Source organism: Streptomyces sp. NBC_00286 (assembly GCF_036173125.1).
Classification (GTDB): Bacteria; Actinomycetota; Actinomycetes; order Streptomycetales; family Streptomycetaceae; genus Streptomyces.
Window position 1 is genome coordinate 3543626 of sequence record NZ_CP108054.1, and the last position, 15262, is coordinate 3558887.

Annotated in this window: 13 protein-coding genes; 6 read left to right on the top strand and 7 right to left on the bottom strand. The window is 69.7% G+C overall.

The window, feature by feature from the left end:
* The first annotated feature begins 101 nt into the window (after nucleotides 1-101).
* Entirely contained in the window at nucleotides 102-1148 is a 1047-nt protein-coding gene (locus OHT21_RS16040) for a chitinase (RefSeq protein ID WP_328768995.1), read from the top strand.
* Between the two features lie 47 nt (nucleotides 1149-1195).
* Here OHT21_RS16040 and OHT21_RS16045 read toward each other — a convergent pair whose 3' ends face one another.
* Nucleotides 1196-1738, bottom strand: coding sequence for a GNAT family N-acetyltransferase (locus OHT21_RS16045; RefSeq protein WP_328768996.1), 543 nt, complete (start codon nucleotides 1736-1738; stop codon nucleotides 1196-1198).
* Nucleotides 1739-1894: 156 nt separating this feature from the next.
* Between OHT21_RS16045 and OHT21_RS16050 the strand changes: the two genes are divergently transcribed.
* Nucleotides 1895-2410, top strand: a complete 516-nt coding sequence (locus tag OHT21_RS16050) for a SigE family RNA polymerase sigma factor (protein ID WP_328768997.1) — start codon at nucleotides 1895-1897, stop codon at nucleotides 2408-2410.
* Nucleotides 2411-2471: 61 nt separating this feature from the next.
* Nucleotides 2472-3812: a hypothetical protein gene (locus tag OHT21_RS16055; RefSeq protein WP_328768998.1), complete on the top strand. Its 1341-nt coding sequence runs from the start codon at nucleotides 2472-2474 to the stop codon at nucleotides 3810-3812.
* An 80-nt stretch (nucleotides 3813-3892) separates the two neighbouring features.
* Here the strand turns inward: OHT21_RS16055 and OHT21_RS16060 are convergent, their stop codons facing one another.
* Nucleotides 3893-5281 carry an Nramp family divalent metal transporter gene (locus tag OHT21_RS16060; RefSeq protein WP_328768999.1) on the bottom strand — a complete coding sequence of 463 codons (1389 nt, stop codon included), beginning with the start codon at nucleotides 5279-5281 and terminating at the stop codon, nucleotides 3893-3895.
* A gap of 245 nt (nucleotides 5282-5526) precedes the next feature.
* Between OHT21_RS16060 and OHT21_RS16065 the strand changes: the two genes are divergently transcribed.
* The gene (locus OHT21_RS16065) at nucleotides 5527-6870 is read left to right on the top strand and encodes a M14 family metallopeptidase (RefSeq protein ID WP_328769000.1); all 1344 of its coding nucleotides are present in this window, start codon (nucleotides 5527-5529) and stop codon (nucleotides 6868-6870) included.
* An 82-nt stretch (nucleotides 6871-6952) separates the two neighbouring features.
* Here OHT21_RS16065 and OHT21_RS16070 read toward each other — a convergent pair whose 3' ends face one another.
* The 5 genes from OHT21_RS16070 to OHT21_RS16090 all read right to left on the bottom strand — a co-directional run bounded on the left by OHT21_RS16070 (nucleotide 6953) and on the right by OHT21_RS16090 (nucleotide 12013).
* The gene (locus OHT21_RS16070) at nucleotides 6953-7579 is read right to left on the bottom strand and encodes a hypothetical protein (protein WP_328769001.1); all 627 of its coding nucleotides are present in this window, start codon (nucleotides 7577-7579) and stop codon (nucleotides 6953-6955) included.
* An 89-nt stretch (nucleotides 7580-7668) separates the two neighbouring features.
* Entirely contained in the window at nucleotides 7669-9120 is a 1452-nt protein-coding gene (locus tag OHT21_RS16075; protein ID WP_328769002.1) for a GntP family permease, read from the bottom strand.
* Nucleotides 9121-9303: 183 nt separating this feature from the next.
* Entirely contained in the window at nucleotides 9304-9717 is a 414-nt protein-coding gene (locus tag OHT21_RS16080) for a RidA family protein (protein ID WP_328769003.1), read from the bottom strand.
* Nucleotides 9714-10496, bottom strand: coding sequence for an IclR family transcriptional regulator (locus OHT21_RS16085; protein ID WP_328769004.1), 783 nt, complete (start codon nucleotides 10494-10496; stop codon nucleotides 9714-9716). Before OHT21_RS16085 ends, OHT21_RS16080 begins: the two co-directional genes overlap by 4 nt.
* A complete protein-coding gene (locus tag OHT21_RS16090) occupies nucleotides 10493-12013 on the bottom strand; it encodes a sugar kinase (protein WP_328769005.1) in 1521 nt (506 codons plus the stop codon). The genes OHT21_RS16085 and OHT21_RS16090 overlap by 4 nt, the downstream gene beginning before the upstream one ends.
* Nucleotides 12014-12196: 183 nt before the next feature.
* Between OHT21_RS16090 and OHT21_RS16095 the strand changes: the two genes are divergently transcribed.
* The gene (locus OHT21_RS16095) at nucleotides 12197-13513 is read left to right on the top strand and encodes an amino acid deaminase (protein ID WP_328769006.1); all 1317 of its coding nucleotides are present in this window, start codon (nucleotides 12197-12199) and stop codon (nucleotides 13511-13513) included.
* A gap of 110 nt (nucleotides 13514-13623) precedes the next feature.
* Nucleotides 13624-15246, top strand: coding sequence for an N-acyl-D-amino-acid deacylase family protein (locus OHT21_RS16100; RefSeq protein ID WP_328769007.1), 1623 nt, complete (start codon nucleotides 13624-13626; stop codon nucleotides 15244-15246).
* Nucleotides 15247-15262: the final 16 nt, after the last annotated feature.

Below are 15262 nucleotides of genomic sequence, written 5' to 3' on the forward strand. Positions count from 1 at the left end.
ACTTCGCGCGAGAGGTCTTGACAACTCTATTGGTCTGGACCAGCTTGTACGGCCAGCGGTGGCCACCGTTCCCCACTCAACTCCCCCCACCGGAGGCCGAAATGAACCGCGTACCAGGCATGCCCGGATCCGGATCCACCGGATCCACCGGATCCAGACGACGGCGATGGGCGCGCGCCCTGGCCGCCGTGCTGACCGGGTCCGCGCTCGCCTTCGCCGGCCTGGCCGCCCAGGCGCCGGCGGCGGAGCAAGACGCCGACGCCCTGCCCAAGCACGCCGTCACCGGCTACTGGCAGAACTTCAACAACGGCGCGACGGTGCAGAAGCTCTCCGACGTCCAGTCCCAGTACGACATCATCGCGGTCGCCTTCGCGGACGCGACGGGAACGCCGGGTGCGGTGACCTTCAACCTCGATTCGGCCGGGCTCGGCGGCTACACGGTCGACCAGTTCAAGGCGGACATCAAGGCCAAGCAGGCCGAAGGCAAGAAGGTGATCGTCTCGGTCGGCGGCGAACGCGGCACCGTGTCGGTCAACGACTCCGCGTCGGCGACGAACTTCGCGAACTCGGTCCACTCCCTGATGCAGGAGTACGGCTTCGACGGCGTCGACATCGACCTGGAGAACGGCCTGAACGCGACGTACATGACGCAGGCGCTCCGCTCCCTGTCCGAGAAGGCGGGCGCGTCGCTGGTCATCACGATGGCGCCGCAGACCATCGACATGCAGTCGACGTCGAACGGCTACTTCCAGACGGCCTTGAACATCAAGGACATCCTCACGGTCGTCAACATGCAGTACTACAACAGCGGTTCGATGCTGGGCTGCGACGGCAAGGTGTACGCCCAGGGGTCCGTGGACTTCCTGACGGCGCTGGCCTGCATCCAGTTGGAGGGCGGCCTGGCCCCGTCCCAGGTGGGCCTCGGCCTCCCCGCCTCCCCCAGCGGCGCGGGCAGCGGCTACGTCCCACCGTCCGTGGTGAACAACGCCCTGGACTGCCTGACCAAGGGCACGAACTGCGGTTCCTTCAAGCCGTCGAAGACGTATCCCGACCTGCGCGGCGCGATGACCTGGTCGACGAACTGGGACGCGGCGGCGGGCAACGCGTGGTCGAACGCGGTGGGACCGCACGTCCACGGGCTGCCCTAACGCTCACCACCGCAGCCACCCCTCGACCGTAGGGCGGCTGCCTAGCCCTAGCCCTTCGAGTCCGGCTTCCAGTCCTGGACGAGGAGCCCGAGCAGCACCTCGTCCAGGAACTCCCCCATCACCCAGGCCGCGGAGCGCAACACGCCCTCGCGGACGAATCCGTTGCGCTCGGCGGCGGTCAGCATCGCGACGTTGTCCGACACCGTCTCGATCTGCAGCCGATGCAGGCCGCGCACGACGAAACCGTAGTGGCACAGCACCGCGACCACGTCGGTGCCGTAACCCTTACCGCGGGAGGACGGCAGCAGCTCGATGCCGATGTGCGCGGACCGGTTGTGGTTGTCGATGTCCCACAGCGTCGCGTCGCCGACCAGCGTGCCGCCGTCCAACTCCACCACGGAGAACTTGACGTGCCGCTGCTCCTTGTCGTCCACCACGAACGGCGCATCCTTCGAGCCGGGTGTGATCGGCCGCCACGGCCGGCCATCGGCCCGTGCCTGGTTGACCACGTCCTCGTAGAGCTCGGCCTGCAGGATCGGTATGTCGTCCTCGTGCCGGGCCCTGAGCCCGACCTTGCCACCCTTAAGCATGCAAGGTTCCTATCCGACCGGGCCGGCCGGCAGCAATCCAATAACAGGCAACCTTCCGTGTCCGACCGGCAACCGTGAAACATTTCCTGGGGTCCACCGCATCAATGAAGTGAGGACGGTACGGGGGACGGCCGAGGGATCACGGGGGACGTACGCATGAGACTGAGGGGCGAGGACGGCTACGCCGAGTTCGCTGCGGCGCGGGCCGGGCATCTGTACCGGTCGGCCTGTCTGCTGACCGGCGGTGACACGCATCTCGCCGAGGATCTCGTGCAGGAGACCCTCGGGCGGCTGTACGTCAGCTGGCGGCGGGTGTCGCGCGTCGGCAATCCCGCCGGGTACGCACAGACCGTCCTCACCCGTACGTTCCTCGCCCACCAGCGGCGGCGCAGCAGTACCGAGCGTGCCACCGACGTCCTTCCCGACCTGGCCGATCCGCACAGCGCCGCCGATGACACGCCGTTGCGGATGACCCTCCTGGAGGCGCTGGGGCAGCTGTCCGCCAAGGACCGGGCCGTCGTCGTCCTGCGGTACTGGGAGGACCGCAGCATCGAGGAGACCGCCGACGTGATGAACGTCAGCTCGGCGGCCGTGCGCACCCGCTGCGTACGGGCCCTCGGCCGGCTGCGGGTGCTTCTCGGCGACGGCCTCAGCGAGTACGCGGCCCGCTGAACGGTCACCGCGACCCAACACGTCCCCATTCCAACGACCTTGCAGAGACGGTGGTTTTGCCATGCCCGATGAACACCACGAGAGCCGCCACGACATCGACGCCGGCCTTTTCGAGGACCGGCTCGGCCTAGCCCTGCGCCAGGCCGGCGACTCCTTCGAGGCCGACCGGAGTGGCCTCGTCGCCGCCGGTGAGGTACGCGGTCGCCGACTCCTGCTGCGGCGCCGGGCCGCCGTAGTGGGAGGCGTGACCGCCGTCGCCCTCGTCGCGGTGGGCGGGACTCTGCTCGTGCCGTGGGGCGGGGCGGCGGACGGGCAGCAGTCCGTGGCCGGCCGCCGGTCGACACCGACCCCTCCCGCCGAGAACGACGGCAGGGTCTCCGGTGCCAAGCTGGTCCACACCCTCAAGAAGCTGCTGCCCAAAGGGGAGTTCAGCGAGGAGCAGGGGCGGGGTACGGACGCGGAGCTGGGGCCGTACGCGCAGGTCGTGTTCGACGACGGCAAGGGCCCTGGTGCCGTCTCCGTCGGCCTGAACCGGGTCGAGCCGGGAAGCGCGGAGGCCCGTCAGTGGACTCAGTGCCCGGACAGGAACCTGATGTCGTACGAAGGCTGCACCTCGAGCCGACTGCCCGACAACTCGACGCTCATGATCTTCCAGGGGTACGAGTACCCGGACCGCCGCGTGGACACGAAGCGGTGGACGGCCGATCTCGTCACCCCTCAGGGCCACCACATCAGCGTGAGCGAATGGAACGCCGCGGCGGAGAAGGGCGCTCCGGTCAGCCGGGCCAACCCGCCTCTGTCCACGAACCAGTTGAAGCAGCTGGTCACCGCCAAGGACTGGCGTACCGCGATCGACGCCATGCCCAAGAACCCGAAGGGCCAGGACTCCAACGGCCAGGACCCGAAGGGCCAGGACTCGAAGGGCGAGGACTCGAACGCCCAGGCCCCGGAGGACACCCCGAACACGCCTCCGGGTGCCGACGGCGGCGCGATCGGTCAGACCCTCGCGTCGTTGCTCCCCAAGAACGTCGACGTGGTCTCGAAGGGCGGTCAGGAGACCGAGTACGCGTATCTCGTGGTCGACGACGGGAAGGGGAAGAGCTTCGTCCAGATCAACGTGCAGCCCGACATGTCCGATGTCGAGGACCAGCTCTTCGGGGCGGACGCGGAAACCCTGCCCGACGGCACGAAGGTCGCCACGAGCCAGGGTCCGGGCGAGCAGGGGGCCGAGGGCGTCGTCATGTGGACCGTCGACACCATCAGGACCAACGGCCTGCGGGTGGTGGTCAGCGCCTTCAACACCGGTAGGCAGCACGACCCCGCGACCCGCGAGACGCCCGCGCTCACGATGGAGCAGCTCAGGGACATCGCCACGAGCGAGAAGTGGCAGCAACTCGGCTGAACGGCCCGAGCCCGAGCCCGAGCCCGGGCCGTGCCCGTCCCGCGAGCGGCCGCGTCAGAACACAGCGTCAGATCAAAGCGTCAGAAGAACTCAGACCACGGCTGGTCCCAGATCTGCTTCACGCACAGGACGATGAAGAGCAGACCCGCGAGCACCAGCATGCCGTTGCTGAGCGGACCGTTGCGCCATTCCCTCGGTGTGCGGGAGGAGTTGAGGAGCCAGACCAGGGTGAGGGCGAGGAAGGGGAGGAAGGCCGCGCCGAGGACGCCGTACAGGATGATCAGGCGGAAGGGCTGGCCCTCGAACAGCAGGATCATCGGCGGGAAGGTCAGCCACAGCAGGTACGCGCGGAACGGCCAGGACTTCTCGCGGGCGCCGGACGCCACCGCCTCACCGGAGCCGGCCTCGGCCTTGGCCTTGGCCGCCGCCTCGTCGCCGGTCGCTGAAGCCCCGCGGCGCGCCCGGAAGCGCTCGACGAAGTCCGCGAACATCAGGCTGACGCCGTGCCAGACGCCGATCAGCGAGGTGAACGACGTGGCGAAGAAGCCGATGAGGAAAAACTTCGACGTCGCCGTGCCGTACTCGTCCTCCAGGATGCCGCCGAGCTGGACGAGGCCCTGGTCGCCGCTCGCGATGGCGATGTTCGAGGCGTGCAGGAGTTCCGCGCCGACGATGAGCATGGCGATGACGAAGATGCCGGTGGTGGCGTACGCGACGCGGTTGTCGAGGCGCATCACCTTCATCCAGCCGGTGTTGGTCCAGCCCTTCGCGTTGACCCAGTAGCCGTACGCGGCAAGGGTGATGGTGCCGCCGACGCCGCCGATCAGGCCGAGGGTGTTGAGGATGGAGTCCTTCTCGTCGGGGAGGACGGGCAGCAGGCCCGCGAAGGCGTCACCGAGGTTCGGGGTGACACGGATCGCCAGGTACACCGTCACCACGAACATGACGCCGACCAGGACCGTCATGACCTTCTCGAAGACGGCGTACTTGTTGAACCAGACGAAGACCAGGCCGACCAAGCCGGTGAGAATGGCCCACCACTTGAGGTCCATGACGTCCGGGAAGAGCGCCTGGAGGGGGAGGCCCGAGGACGACATGGCCGCGGCGCCGTAGACGAAGCCCCAGATCACCACGTACACGACGAAGAACCACGTCGTCCAGCGGCCGAGGCTCTCCCAGCCGTCGAACAGGGTGCGGCCGGTGGACAGATGCCAGCGGCCCGCCGCCTCGGCCAGGGAGATCTTGACGACGCAGCCGATGATGGCGGCCCACAGGAGGGTGTAGCCGAAGTTCGAGCCGGCGATGAGGGTCGCGACGAGGTCGCCCGCGCCGACGCCGGTGGCTGCGACCACGATGCCGGGGCCGATGTACTTCCAACTGGATTTACGCGGGCTGGAGTTGGCCTCGCCCGATGCCGTTTCCCCTGAGTTTCCCGCCGTCTTGCCGGTGTTTCCCGTGGTGTCCGCCATGCCGATCAAGAAAGCGCAAAGCGGGCGAGGGCACAAGGGGGCATGCGCGTACGCGCGGTTGACCTCCTCCTGGTCTTGACCCGGCCATGCCAGACCTTCACGATGAGCGCCACACGCGCACGGGCCATACACACGCACCCGCACACATCTGAACGCCCGCACCCGCACGTCGCACTGTCCCACCCCCCGCTCCAACCCCCCACCTTCCGGAGACCCCGGAAGTTCTGGAGAAACAAGGAGACTCAATGCGGCTACGCATAAGAGGCAGGCGCACCGCCTTCCTCGGCACCCTCCTCGCGCTCGCCCTCGCGGCGCCCATCGCCGCCACGACGAACAGCGCGTCCGGCGCGCCCGACCAGGCCCCGGTGGCCGCGTCCGAGGCGGACCGCGAGATCCGCCAGTACGAGGTCCATATGCACTCGGACTCCAAGTCCCGTACGGCACTGCAGAAGTCCGGCGTGACGGTCGACGACGCCGACCAGCACACCGTGTTCATCTCCGGCCGCGCCGACCAGGTCAAGAAGCTGCGGCAACTCGGCTACGAGGTCACGCCGATGGGCGCCGTACCCGACCGGACGAACGGCGAGAAGGACGTACGGCCCCTGGACTTCCCCTCCGCCGACTCGCGCTACCACAACTTCGCCGAGATGAACGCGGAGATCAGCCAGCGGCTCCAGGCGTACCCGAACATCATGAGCAAGCGCGTGATCGGGAAGTCGTACCAGGGCCGGGACATCGTCGCCATCAAGATCAGCGACAACGTCGCGACCGACGAGTCCGAGCCCGAAGTCCTGATGACGCATCATCAGCACGCGCGCGAGCACCTCACCGTCGAGATGGCGCTGTATCTGATCCGCGAACTGGGCGCCGGTTACGGCTCCGACCAGCGCATCACGAACATGGTCAACAACCGCGAGATCTGGATCCTCCCGGACCTCAACCCGGACGGCGGCGAGTACGACATCGCGACCGGGCAGTACCGCTCCTGGCGCAAGAACCGGCAGCCCAACAGCGGCTCCTCGTACGTCGGTACGGACATGAACCGCAACTGGGCCTATCGCTGGGGCTGTTGCGGCGGCTCGTCCGGTTCGCCGTCCTCCGACACCTACCGGGGCAGGGCCGCCGAGTCCGCGCCCGAGGTGAAGGTCGTCGCCGACTTCGTCCGCAGCCGGGTCGTCGGCGGTAAGCAGCAGATCAAAGCGGGCATCGACTTCCACACGTACAGCGAGCTGGTGCTGTGGCCCTTCGGCTACACGTACTCGGACACGACCACCGGCATGACGGCCGACGACCGGAACGCCTTCGCCACGGTCGGCGGAAAGATGGCCGCCAGCAACGGCTACACGGCCGAGCAGTCCAGCGACCTCTACATCACGGACGGCTCGATCGACGACTGGCTGTGGGGCGACCAGAAGATCTTCGGCTACACCTTCGAGATGTACCCGGGGTCCGCGTCGGGCGGCGGTTTCTACCCGCCCGACGAGGTCATCGAGCGCGAGACGTCCCGCAACCGGGACGCGGTGCTCCAACTGCTGGAGAACGCGGACTGTATGTACCGGTCCATAGGCAAGGAGGACCAGTACTGCTGACGGGTGTGTGAGGTGCATGAGGGTGCGCCCCCGGATCGGCTCGGGGGCGCACCCTCTTGTTGTACGCGCTTGTTGTACGCGGCTACTCCTGGAAGTACGCGTCCAGGACCTCGTCCAGCTCCTTCTCCCACTCCTTGACCTTGGAGCGGGAGGGGACACGGAGCTCGACCGGGTACCAGCGGCGTTCGGGGGTGTGGACCGTGATCGTGTACCAGCGGCCGAAGCGCGAGGTCTCCGACTCGACGGCGCCGATCTCGTCCCAGCGGAACTCGGCCTCGTGGTCGTCCAGGCGCAGTCGTACGCCGCTGTGGTCGGCGGTGATCTTCGCGCGGTAGTCGGAGGCTTCGAAGACGGGGCCGTCGGCGAGGGTCGCCTCAGAGTCGTCCGAGTCGTCCGAGTCGTCTGACTCCGACTCGGCTGTCTCGTCCCGGTCCTCCGCCTCGTCCGGCTGATCCGCGTCGTCGGTCTCCGCCGAGGCGCCCTCGTCGGAGACGTCGTCGGCCTGGTTGGCGGCCGTCTCCGTCTCCTCGGCGGCCGTCTCCGTCTCCTCGGCGGCCGTCACTTCCGCTGTTGCGGTCTCCTCGGCCGGGTCCGGGTCCTTGCGGCCCTTCGGCTCGGCAGGGCGCGGGCCCGTGATGCCGGGGACGAACGCCGGGTCGGCTGCCGCGCCTTGCAAGGGCTGGATGCTGGGTCCTCTGCGCTGCTCCACGGTGGGCAGTATGGCCGATGAAGCTGTGGCGTGGGGGGCCGGGGCGTCACTCGTGATCGAGGCGTGGCCGGAGTCCGTACGGTCAGCCGCTATACGAACACACTCAGCGCCGCCGCCACCACGAACCCGGCGACGGACAGCACCGACTCCAGGACGGTCCAGGTCTTCAGGGTGTCCCTCTCCGAGAGGCCGAAGTACTTGGCCACGATCCAGAAGCCGCCGTCGTTGACGTGCGAGGCGAAGATCGAGCCGGCCGAGATCGCCATGATGACGAGGGCGATGAAGGCCTGGGAGTGGTCGCCCTCCGAGAGGAGCGGAGCCACGATGCCCGCCGTCGTCACGATCGCGACCGTCGCCGAGCCCTGGGCCACGCGCAGCACCAGCGAGATCAGATACGAGAGCACGAGCACCGGCAGGCCCACGTCGTTGAAGGTGTCCGAGAGGGCCTGCGCGACCCCGCTGCCCTGGAGCACGGCACCGAAGATGCCGCCCGCACCGACGACCAGCAGGATGTTGCCGACCGGCTTGAGGGAGGCGCTCGACACGGTTTCCAGGGACTTGCGGGACCAGCCGCGGCGGATGCCGAGGAGATAGTACGCGAGCAGCAGCGCGATGGTGAGCGCGACGAAGGGGTGGCCGAAGAACTCGATCACGCTGCGGCCCGTGGAGGGGTCGAAGGCGATGGAGGAGAACGTCGCCATCAGGATCAGGAGCAGCGGGGTGCCGATGATCGCGAGGACGATGCTCAGCGGGACCGGCTTCTCCGGCGGGGTGACGCCGTCCTTGCGCTGCTCCTCGGCGAGCGCCGCCTTCGCCTCGTCGGCCGCCTCGACCATGTCCTGCGGTACGGGCACGAAGAGCCGCCTGCCGATCCACGCGGACCAGGCCCAAGCGGCGAGCACGGCGGGCATGCCGCAGACGATGCCCATCAGGATGACCCAGCCGAGGTCGACCTTCAGCAGTCCGGCGGCAGCGACGGGGCCGGGGTGCGGCGGCAGAAAGGCGTGCGTCATGGACAGACCGGCGAGCAGCGGCATCGCGTAGAGCACGATCGATTTGCCGCCGCGCTTGGCCGCCGCGTACACGATCGGCGCGAGCACGAAAATGCCGACGTCGAAGAAGACGGGGATGCCGAAGATCAGGCCGGTCAGGCCCATCGCGAGCGGGGCCCGATGCTCGCCGAAGAGGCCCAGCAGCCTGGAGGCGAGCACCTCGGCTCCGCCGGAGACCTCGAGTACGGCGCCGAGCATGGTGCCGAGGCCGATGATGATCGCTACGTGTCCGAGGGTGCCGCCCATTCCGTCCTCGATGAGCGAGACGGCTTCGGATCGCTGGACGGTGCCGAAGAGTTCGGTGACGGAGAGTCCGGCTGACAGCCCGACGGCTATCGAAACGGCGAGCAGGGCGACGAATGGCTGGAGTCTGACCTTGATGATCAGGAACAGGAGGAGGGCGATTCCGAGGGCTGCGATGGTCAGCAGGCCTGCGGTGCCGTCTATGAGGAGGAGCAGGCCGCCGGTGTGGGGTGGGGTTTCGGACATGTGGGGGTCCTCTGGGTGGGGGCATGGTGTTTTTGGGCAGGGGGGATCGTCGTACGGGGTGCGGGGTTTGTGTGGGGGGGGTGCTGATGGCTGCCGGGCGCGGGTACGTCGTGGTTGTCGCGCCCACGCGGGAGCCGCATATCGATACAGCCCCGCGCCCCAAAAGGGGCGCGGGCGCGAAGCTCAGCTGTCCAGTACTGCCAGTGCGTCGATCTCGATCAAGAGGCCTGCCGGGAGGCCTACGTACACCGTCGTGCGGGCCGACGGCGGCCCGGTGAGGCCCTGCTCCTCGAAGTACTGGTTGTAAATCGCGTTCATCTCGGCGAAGTGGTCGACGTCCGTCAGGTAGACGCGGATCATCATCACGTCGTCCCAGGTCGCGCCGCCCTCTTCGAGGACCGACTTGACGTTGGCGAGGGTCTGGAGGGTCTGGTCGCGCAGGGTCGGTCCGGCGGGGGTCGGCGGTTGGCCCTCCACCGCCGGCGGGAAGCCGACCTGGCCGGCTACCTGGAGGATGTTCCCCTTCTTGACTCCGTGCGAGAACTTGGCGGGCGGGGTGGTGTGGGTCTTCGGGGTGATGGCGATCTTTTCCGTCATGAGCTCGCTTCCTTGAGGTCTTTGAGGTCCTTGAGAGGGGCGGTGCCGGAGTACTCGTGGCTGATGGCCTCGGCCGTACGGCGCACCAGTGGGAGCAACGTGAGGAGTTCGTCGGCGGTGACGACGACGTTCGGGGCGGAGACCGACATGGCGGCGACGACGCGGCCGTCGGTGCCGCGGATGGGGGCGCCGACGCAGTTGATGGACTCCTCGTGGCCGCCGAGGTCGGTGGCCCAGCCCTGTTCGCGTACGGTCGCCAACTCCTCCAGGAAAGCGCGGGAGTTGGGGATCGAACGGGCCGTGTACATCGGGTAGTCGAGCTTCTCCGCGAGGGCGCGGCGCTCGGGCTCGGGCAGATCGGCGAGGAGGAGCTTGGCGACGGCGGCGACGGTGATGGCGACGGGTTTGCCGATACGGGAGTACATGCGCACCGGGTAGCGGCTCTCGACCTTGTCGATGTAGAGGACCTCGCCGTCCTCGTACACGGCGAGGTGGACGGTGTGGCCGCACTGTTCGTTGAGGCGTACGAGGTGAGGGTGGGCGATCTCGCGGATGTCGAGGTTCTCGACGGCTTCCTGGGCGAGGGCGAAGAGGCGGGCGCCGAGGCGGTAGCGCTGGTCGGACTGGCGGTAGACGAGGCCGTGCTCGTGGAGGGTGCGGAGGAGGCGAAGAGCCGTGGACTTGTGGACGCCGAGGCGTTCGGCGACCTGGCCGAGGTCGGCGGGTCCTTCGGCGAGCAGCGGCAGGATGCTCAGCGCTCTGTCGACGGTCTGGCTCATGGGGTACGTACCTCCTCCTCGGCCCGATCGGCTTGCGTCCAGCCGGGGCCGAGTCGAAGTCTCCCCCACGCGTCGTCGTCCAGCGCCACCAGCCGGTCGGCGTACTCGCGGGCCGGAGGCACCCCGAGATCCCCGGGCGCGGTGAGCACGGCGGCGGCCATGAGATGCCCGTGCCGGATGCGGTCCCGCACGGGGAGCCCGCGAAGGGTCGCGGACAGGAAACCGGCGGCGAACGCGTCCCCGGCGCCGACGTGGGCGACGACGTCGACACGGAGGGCGGGGACGTGGGTGACGGTGTCGGGGACGTGGGTGACGGTGTCGGGGACGTGGGTGACGGTGTCAGGGACGTGGGTGACGGTGTCAGGGACGTGGGTGACGGTGTCGGGGACGTGGGTGACGGTGTCAGGGACGTGGAGCCGACCGGCTGCCGGGGGCCCGCCCGCCGCCCGCGCCTTCTCGACGGCCGGGCCGGCTCTCGGGCGACGGACAGCACCGGCTTCGCCGGCCGCGTCGTCGTGCGACTCGCTGCCGTGGAACCGGCCGGCCGGGCCGGCTCCCGGACGGCGGACGGCCCTGGCTTCGCCGGATGCGTCGTCGTGCGGCTCGCGCTGGAAGACGGTGACGCCCCGGCCGCCCTCCTTGACGACCAGCAGGCGCGGCTCGGGCAGCGTCGCGCGGATCGCCGCGGGGCCGCCGGTGACGCCCCAGGCGGCCTCGGCCTCGTCGGCGCCCACGAAGACCAGGTCGCTGCCGCGGGCCAGGTCGAGCAGGATCCCGGCCGCCTCGGCCCGGTCGTGCCAGAGGTCGACGCGGTAGTTGACGTCGAAGGAGACGAGGGGGCGGCCGGGGCGGGGAGCCGTGAGGTCGCGGAGAAGGGCGAGGCAGTCGTCGGAGAGGGCGGCGGTGATGCCGGAGAGGTGGAGCACACGGCCGGAACGGATCTCCTCACCCGGCATGTTGGCGGGGGACATCGCGGAGGCGGCGGAACCCGTGCGGTAGTAGGCGACCTCGGCAGGCAGGTCGCCCTCAGCGCCGCTGTCGGAGACCCCCGCGCTGTCGGAGACCCCGGCCCTGTCGGAGACCCCCGCCCTGTCGGAGACCCCCGCCCTGTCGGAGACCCCGGCGGCGTCCGGTTCACGGAGATTCCCCGAGCCACGCACGCCGTCCGCGCCCCGCGATCCCCTCGCCCCGCCCACGCCCCGCGCAGGGTCCGCGTCCGCGGTGAGCGCCCGCTCCCCCGCCGTACGGAAGTAGATGCCCGTGGGCCGGGACGGGTCGGTCCGGACCGCGCTCGTGTCGACGCCGTGGGCGGCGATGCGTTCCACCAGGTGCCGGCCGAAGCCGTCCGCGCCCACCCGGCTGACCCATTTCACGGAGTGCCCGGCGGCAGCCAACCCGCACGCCACGTTGGACTCCGCTCCGCCGATGCCCCGGTCGAAGGACGGCACGTCGGCGAGACGCCCCGGCCGGGAGGGCAGGAACGTGACCATGGACTCCCCGAGCGTGACGACGTCCACGGCGTCCCCGGCGGCTTCGGGGTGAGCGGGTCCGGTGCGGGTAACGATGGCGGAGGCTCCTCGTGGGTTCGCGGGTCGCAGCGGCTCCGTTGACCCGGCGTTGGCCGAGATGTTAGACAGCAGTGAGCGCTATGCGCAATGAGCGTTGCATATGTTGCAATGCCGTAGAAACAGGGAGGCCCCATGGCTGCCGGTACCCCCACCGACCCCGCCTCAGAAGGCGCCCACCGACTCTCCGCGCTCGCCGAGGAGCCCGTCGACCACCGCTTCAAGGGCCTCCCTCCCGACGCCGACGGTCTGACCGTCGGCGAGCTGACCGCCCAGCGCCGCAACCTCTTCACCGACGGCTTCACCACCCCCGTCCTCGCCCTCTCCGCCGAGCGCCTGGAGCACAACCTCCAGCTCATGGAGACGTACGCGAACCGCCACGGCCTCGCCTTCGCCCCGCACGGCAAGACCTCGATGGCACCCCAGCTCTTCCACCGCCAGATCGAGTACGGGGCGTGGGGCATCACCCTCGCCGTACCGCACCAGGTCCGCGTGGCGCGCGCCTTCGGCATCCAACGGGTCTTCCTGGCCAACGAGTTGGTGGACCCGGCCGCGCTGACGTGGGTCGCCTCGCAGCTCGCCGCCGACCCGGCCTTCCAGCTCATCTGCTACGTCGACTCCGTACGCGGCGTCGAGCTGATGGACGCGGCCCTGCGCGCGTCCGGAAGCGGATCCACCCGCCCCGTGGACGTCGTCGTCGAGCTGGCCGCGGGCGACGGCGCCCGCACCGGCGTCCGTACGGAGACGGAATGCGCGGCCGTCGCGGACGCGGTGGCCGCGACGGACACGCTGCGCCTGGTGGGCGTGGCGGGTTACGAGGGCGAAGTGCCGGACGCGACTCCGGAGCGCGTGCACGCGTGGCTCCGCCGCCTCACCGCACTCGCCGCCGACTTCGACAAGGCGGGCCGCTTCGCCGGAGCGGGCCTCGACGAGATCGTGGTCAGCGCGGGCGGCAGCGCCTGGTTCGACGCGGTCGCCGACGTCTTCGACGGGATCCCCGAACTCTCCCTCCCCGTACTGAAGTTGCTGCGCTCCGGCGCGTACGTCTCGCACGACGACGGCCACTACCACCGGATCACCCCCTTCAACCGCGTCCCCGAGGAGGGCGCCCTCCACCCCGCCTTCCGCCTCTGGGCCCAGGTCGTCTCCCGCCCTTCCCCCGAGCAGGCCTTCGTCAACGCGGGCAAGCGGGACGCGGCGTACGACCTGGACCTCCCGTTCGCCCAGGTCATCCGCTCCGGCGGCGAAGAGCGCCCGGCGACCGGCATCACGGTCACCGGACTCTCCGACCAGCACGGCTGGCTCCGTACGACTCCGGAGGCGGATGTGCGCGTGGGCGACTGGGTCGGCCTCGGCCTCTCCCACCCCTGCACGTCGTTCGACAAGTGGCAGCTGATCCCGCTGGTGGAGGCGGACGGCACGGTGGTGGACTACGTCCGCACGTTCTTCTAGCCCACCCCACCTGCCCTTTTTCGTCGGGGGCAAGCCCCCGACACCCCCAGGGGGCCGCGCCGGCGGCGCGGACAACCGACAGCTCGGACGGAGCCCGGAAAGGCGGCGCCATGGATCTCGTCATTCGCGACGCGGAGGTCGTCGACGGCAGCGGTGGGGACTCCTACCGCGCCGATGTGGCCGTCGCGGACGGCCGTATCACCGCGATCGTCAAGGAAGCCGCGGCGGCCGGGTGCCTGCGCCCCACCGCCACCCGCGTTCTCGACGCCGAGGGCCTCGTCCTCTCCCCCGGCTTCATCGACATGCACGCCCACAGCGACCTCGCCCTGCTCAGGGACCCGGACCACAGTGCGAAGGTCGCGCAGGGGGTGACCCTCGAAGTCATCGGGCAGGACGGGCTGTCGTACGCGCCGGTCGACGACCGCACCCTCGCCGAGGTGCGCCGCGCGATCACCGGCTGGAACGGCCACGGCGACGACATCGACTTCACCTGGCGTTCGGTGGGCGAGTATCTGGACCGCCTGGACCACGGCTTCGACGGCGAGGGCATCGCGGTGAACGCGGCGTACCTCGTCCCCCAAGGCACCGTCCGCATGCTGGCCGTCGGCTGGGACGACCGCGAGGCGACGCCCCAAGAGCTGGACGGGATGCGGCAGTTGGTGGCCGAGGGGCTGCGCGAGGGGGCCGTGGGCCTGTCGTCCGGGCTGACGTACACGCCCGGCATGTACGCCAAGGACGCCGAACTCACCGAGCTGTGCCGGGTGGTGGCGGAGTACGGCGGCTACTACTGCCCGCACCACCGCTCGTACGGAGCGGGCGCCCTGGACGCGTACAAGGAGATGGTGGAGCTCACGCACACCGCGAACTGCTCCCTCCATCTCGCCCACGCCACCATGAACTTCGGCGTGAACAAGGGGAAGGCCCCGGATCTGTTGGCGCTCCTCGACGAGGCACTCGCCTCAGGCGCCGACATCAGCCTCGACACGTACCCCTACACCCCCGGCAGCACAACTCTCGCGGCGATGCTGCCCAGTTGGGCGAGCGAGGGCGGCCCGGAGGCGACCCTCGCCCGGCTGAAGGACGAGGACACCGCCGAACGGATCCGCCACCACATGGAGGTCGTGGGCGCGGACGGCTGCCACGGCGTCCCCATCGAGTGGGACACCATCGAGATCTCGGGTGTATCCCATCCGGCCCTGGCGCCCTACGTGGGCCGTACGGTCAAGCAGTCGGCGGACGAGCGCGGCGAAAGCCCCTGGACCACCGCCCGCCGCCTCCTCCTCGACGACGGACTCGGCTCGACGATCCTGCAGCACGTCGGCCACGAGGAGAACGTGCAGGAGATCATGCGCCACCCTGTCCACACCGGCGGCTCGGACGGCATCCTCCAGGGCGACAAGCCGCATCCGCGGGCGTACGGGACGTTTCCGCAGTATCTCGGCCGGTACGTACGGGAGTTGGGCGTCCTCGGCTTGGAGGAGTGCGTCGCGCATCTCACCTCGCGCCCGGCGGCCCGGCTGAGGTTGCCGGACCGCGGGCTGGTACGCGAGGGGTACCGGGCCGACCTGGTCCTCTTCGACCCGGCCACGGTCGCCGCGGGCTCGACGTTCGAGGCGCCGCGCACGCTCCCGACGGGCATCCCGTACGTCCTGATCGACGGCCGTTTCGTCATCGAGGACGGCCGGCGTACGGACGTGTTGGCGGGGCGGGCGGTCCGCCGGATTACCACGTGACCGCCCGCCGTCCGGC

Coding starts and splice junctions, on each gene's coding strand:
- OHT21_RS16095 (WP_328769006.1), top strand. CDS start 12,197: ATGGCTGCCGGTACCCCCACCGACCCCGCCTCAGAAGGCGCCCACCGA.
- OHT21_RS16075 (WP_328769002.1), bottom strand. CDS start 9,120: ATGTCCGAAACCCCACCCCACACCGGCGGCCTGCTCCTCCTCATAGAC.
- OHT21_RS16055 (WP_328768998.1), top strand. CDS start 2,472: ATGCCCGATGAACACCACGAGAGCCGCCACGACATCGACGCCGGCCTT.
- OHT21_RS16060 (WP_328768999.1), bottom strand. CDS start 5,281: ATGGCGGACACCACGGGAAACACCGGCAAGACGGCGGGAAACTCAGGG.
- OHT21_RS16065 (WP_328769000.1), top strand. CDS start 5,527: ATGCGGCTACGCATAAGAGGCAGGCGCACCGCCTTCCTCGGCACCCTC.
- OHT21_RS16080 (WP_328769003.1), bottom strand. CDS start 9,717: ATGACGGAAAAGATCGCCATCACCCCGAAGACCCACACCACCCCGCCC.
- OHT21_RS16100 (WP_328769007.1), top strand. CDS start 13,624: ATGGATCTCGTCATTCGCGACGCGGAGGTCGTCGACGGCAGCGGTGGG.
- OHT21_RS16085 (WP_328769004.1), bottom strand. CDS start 10,496: ATGAGCCAGACCGTCGACAGAGCGCTGAGCATCCTGCCGCTGCTCGCC.
- OHT21_RS16045 (WP_328768996.1), bottom strand. CDS start 1,738: ATGCTTAAGGGTGGCAAGGTCGGGCTCAGGGCCCGGCACGAGGACGAC.
- OHT21_RS16040 (WP_328768995.1), top strand. CDS start 102: ATGAACCGCGTACCAGGCATGCCCGGATCCGGATCCACCGGATCCACC.
- OHT21_RS16050 (WP_328768997.1), top strand. CDS start 1,895: ATGAGACTGAGGGGCGAGGACGGCTACGCCGAGTTCGCTGCGGCGCGG.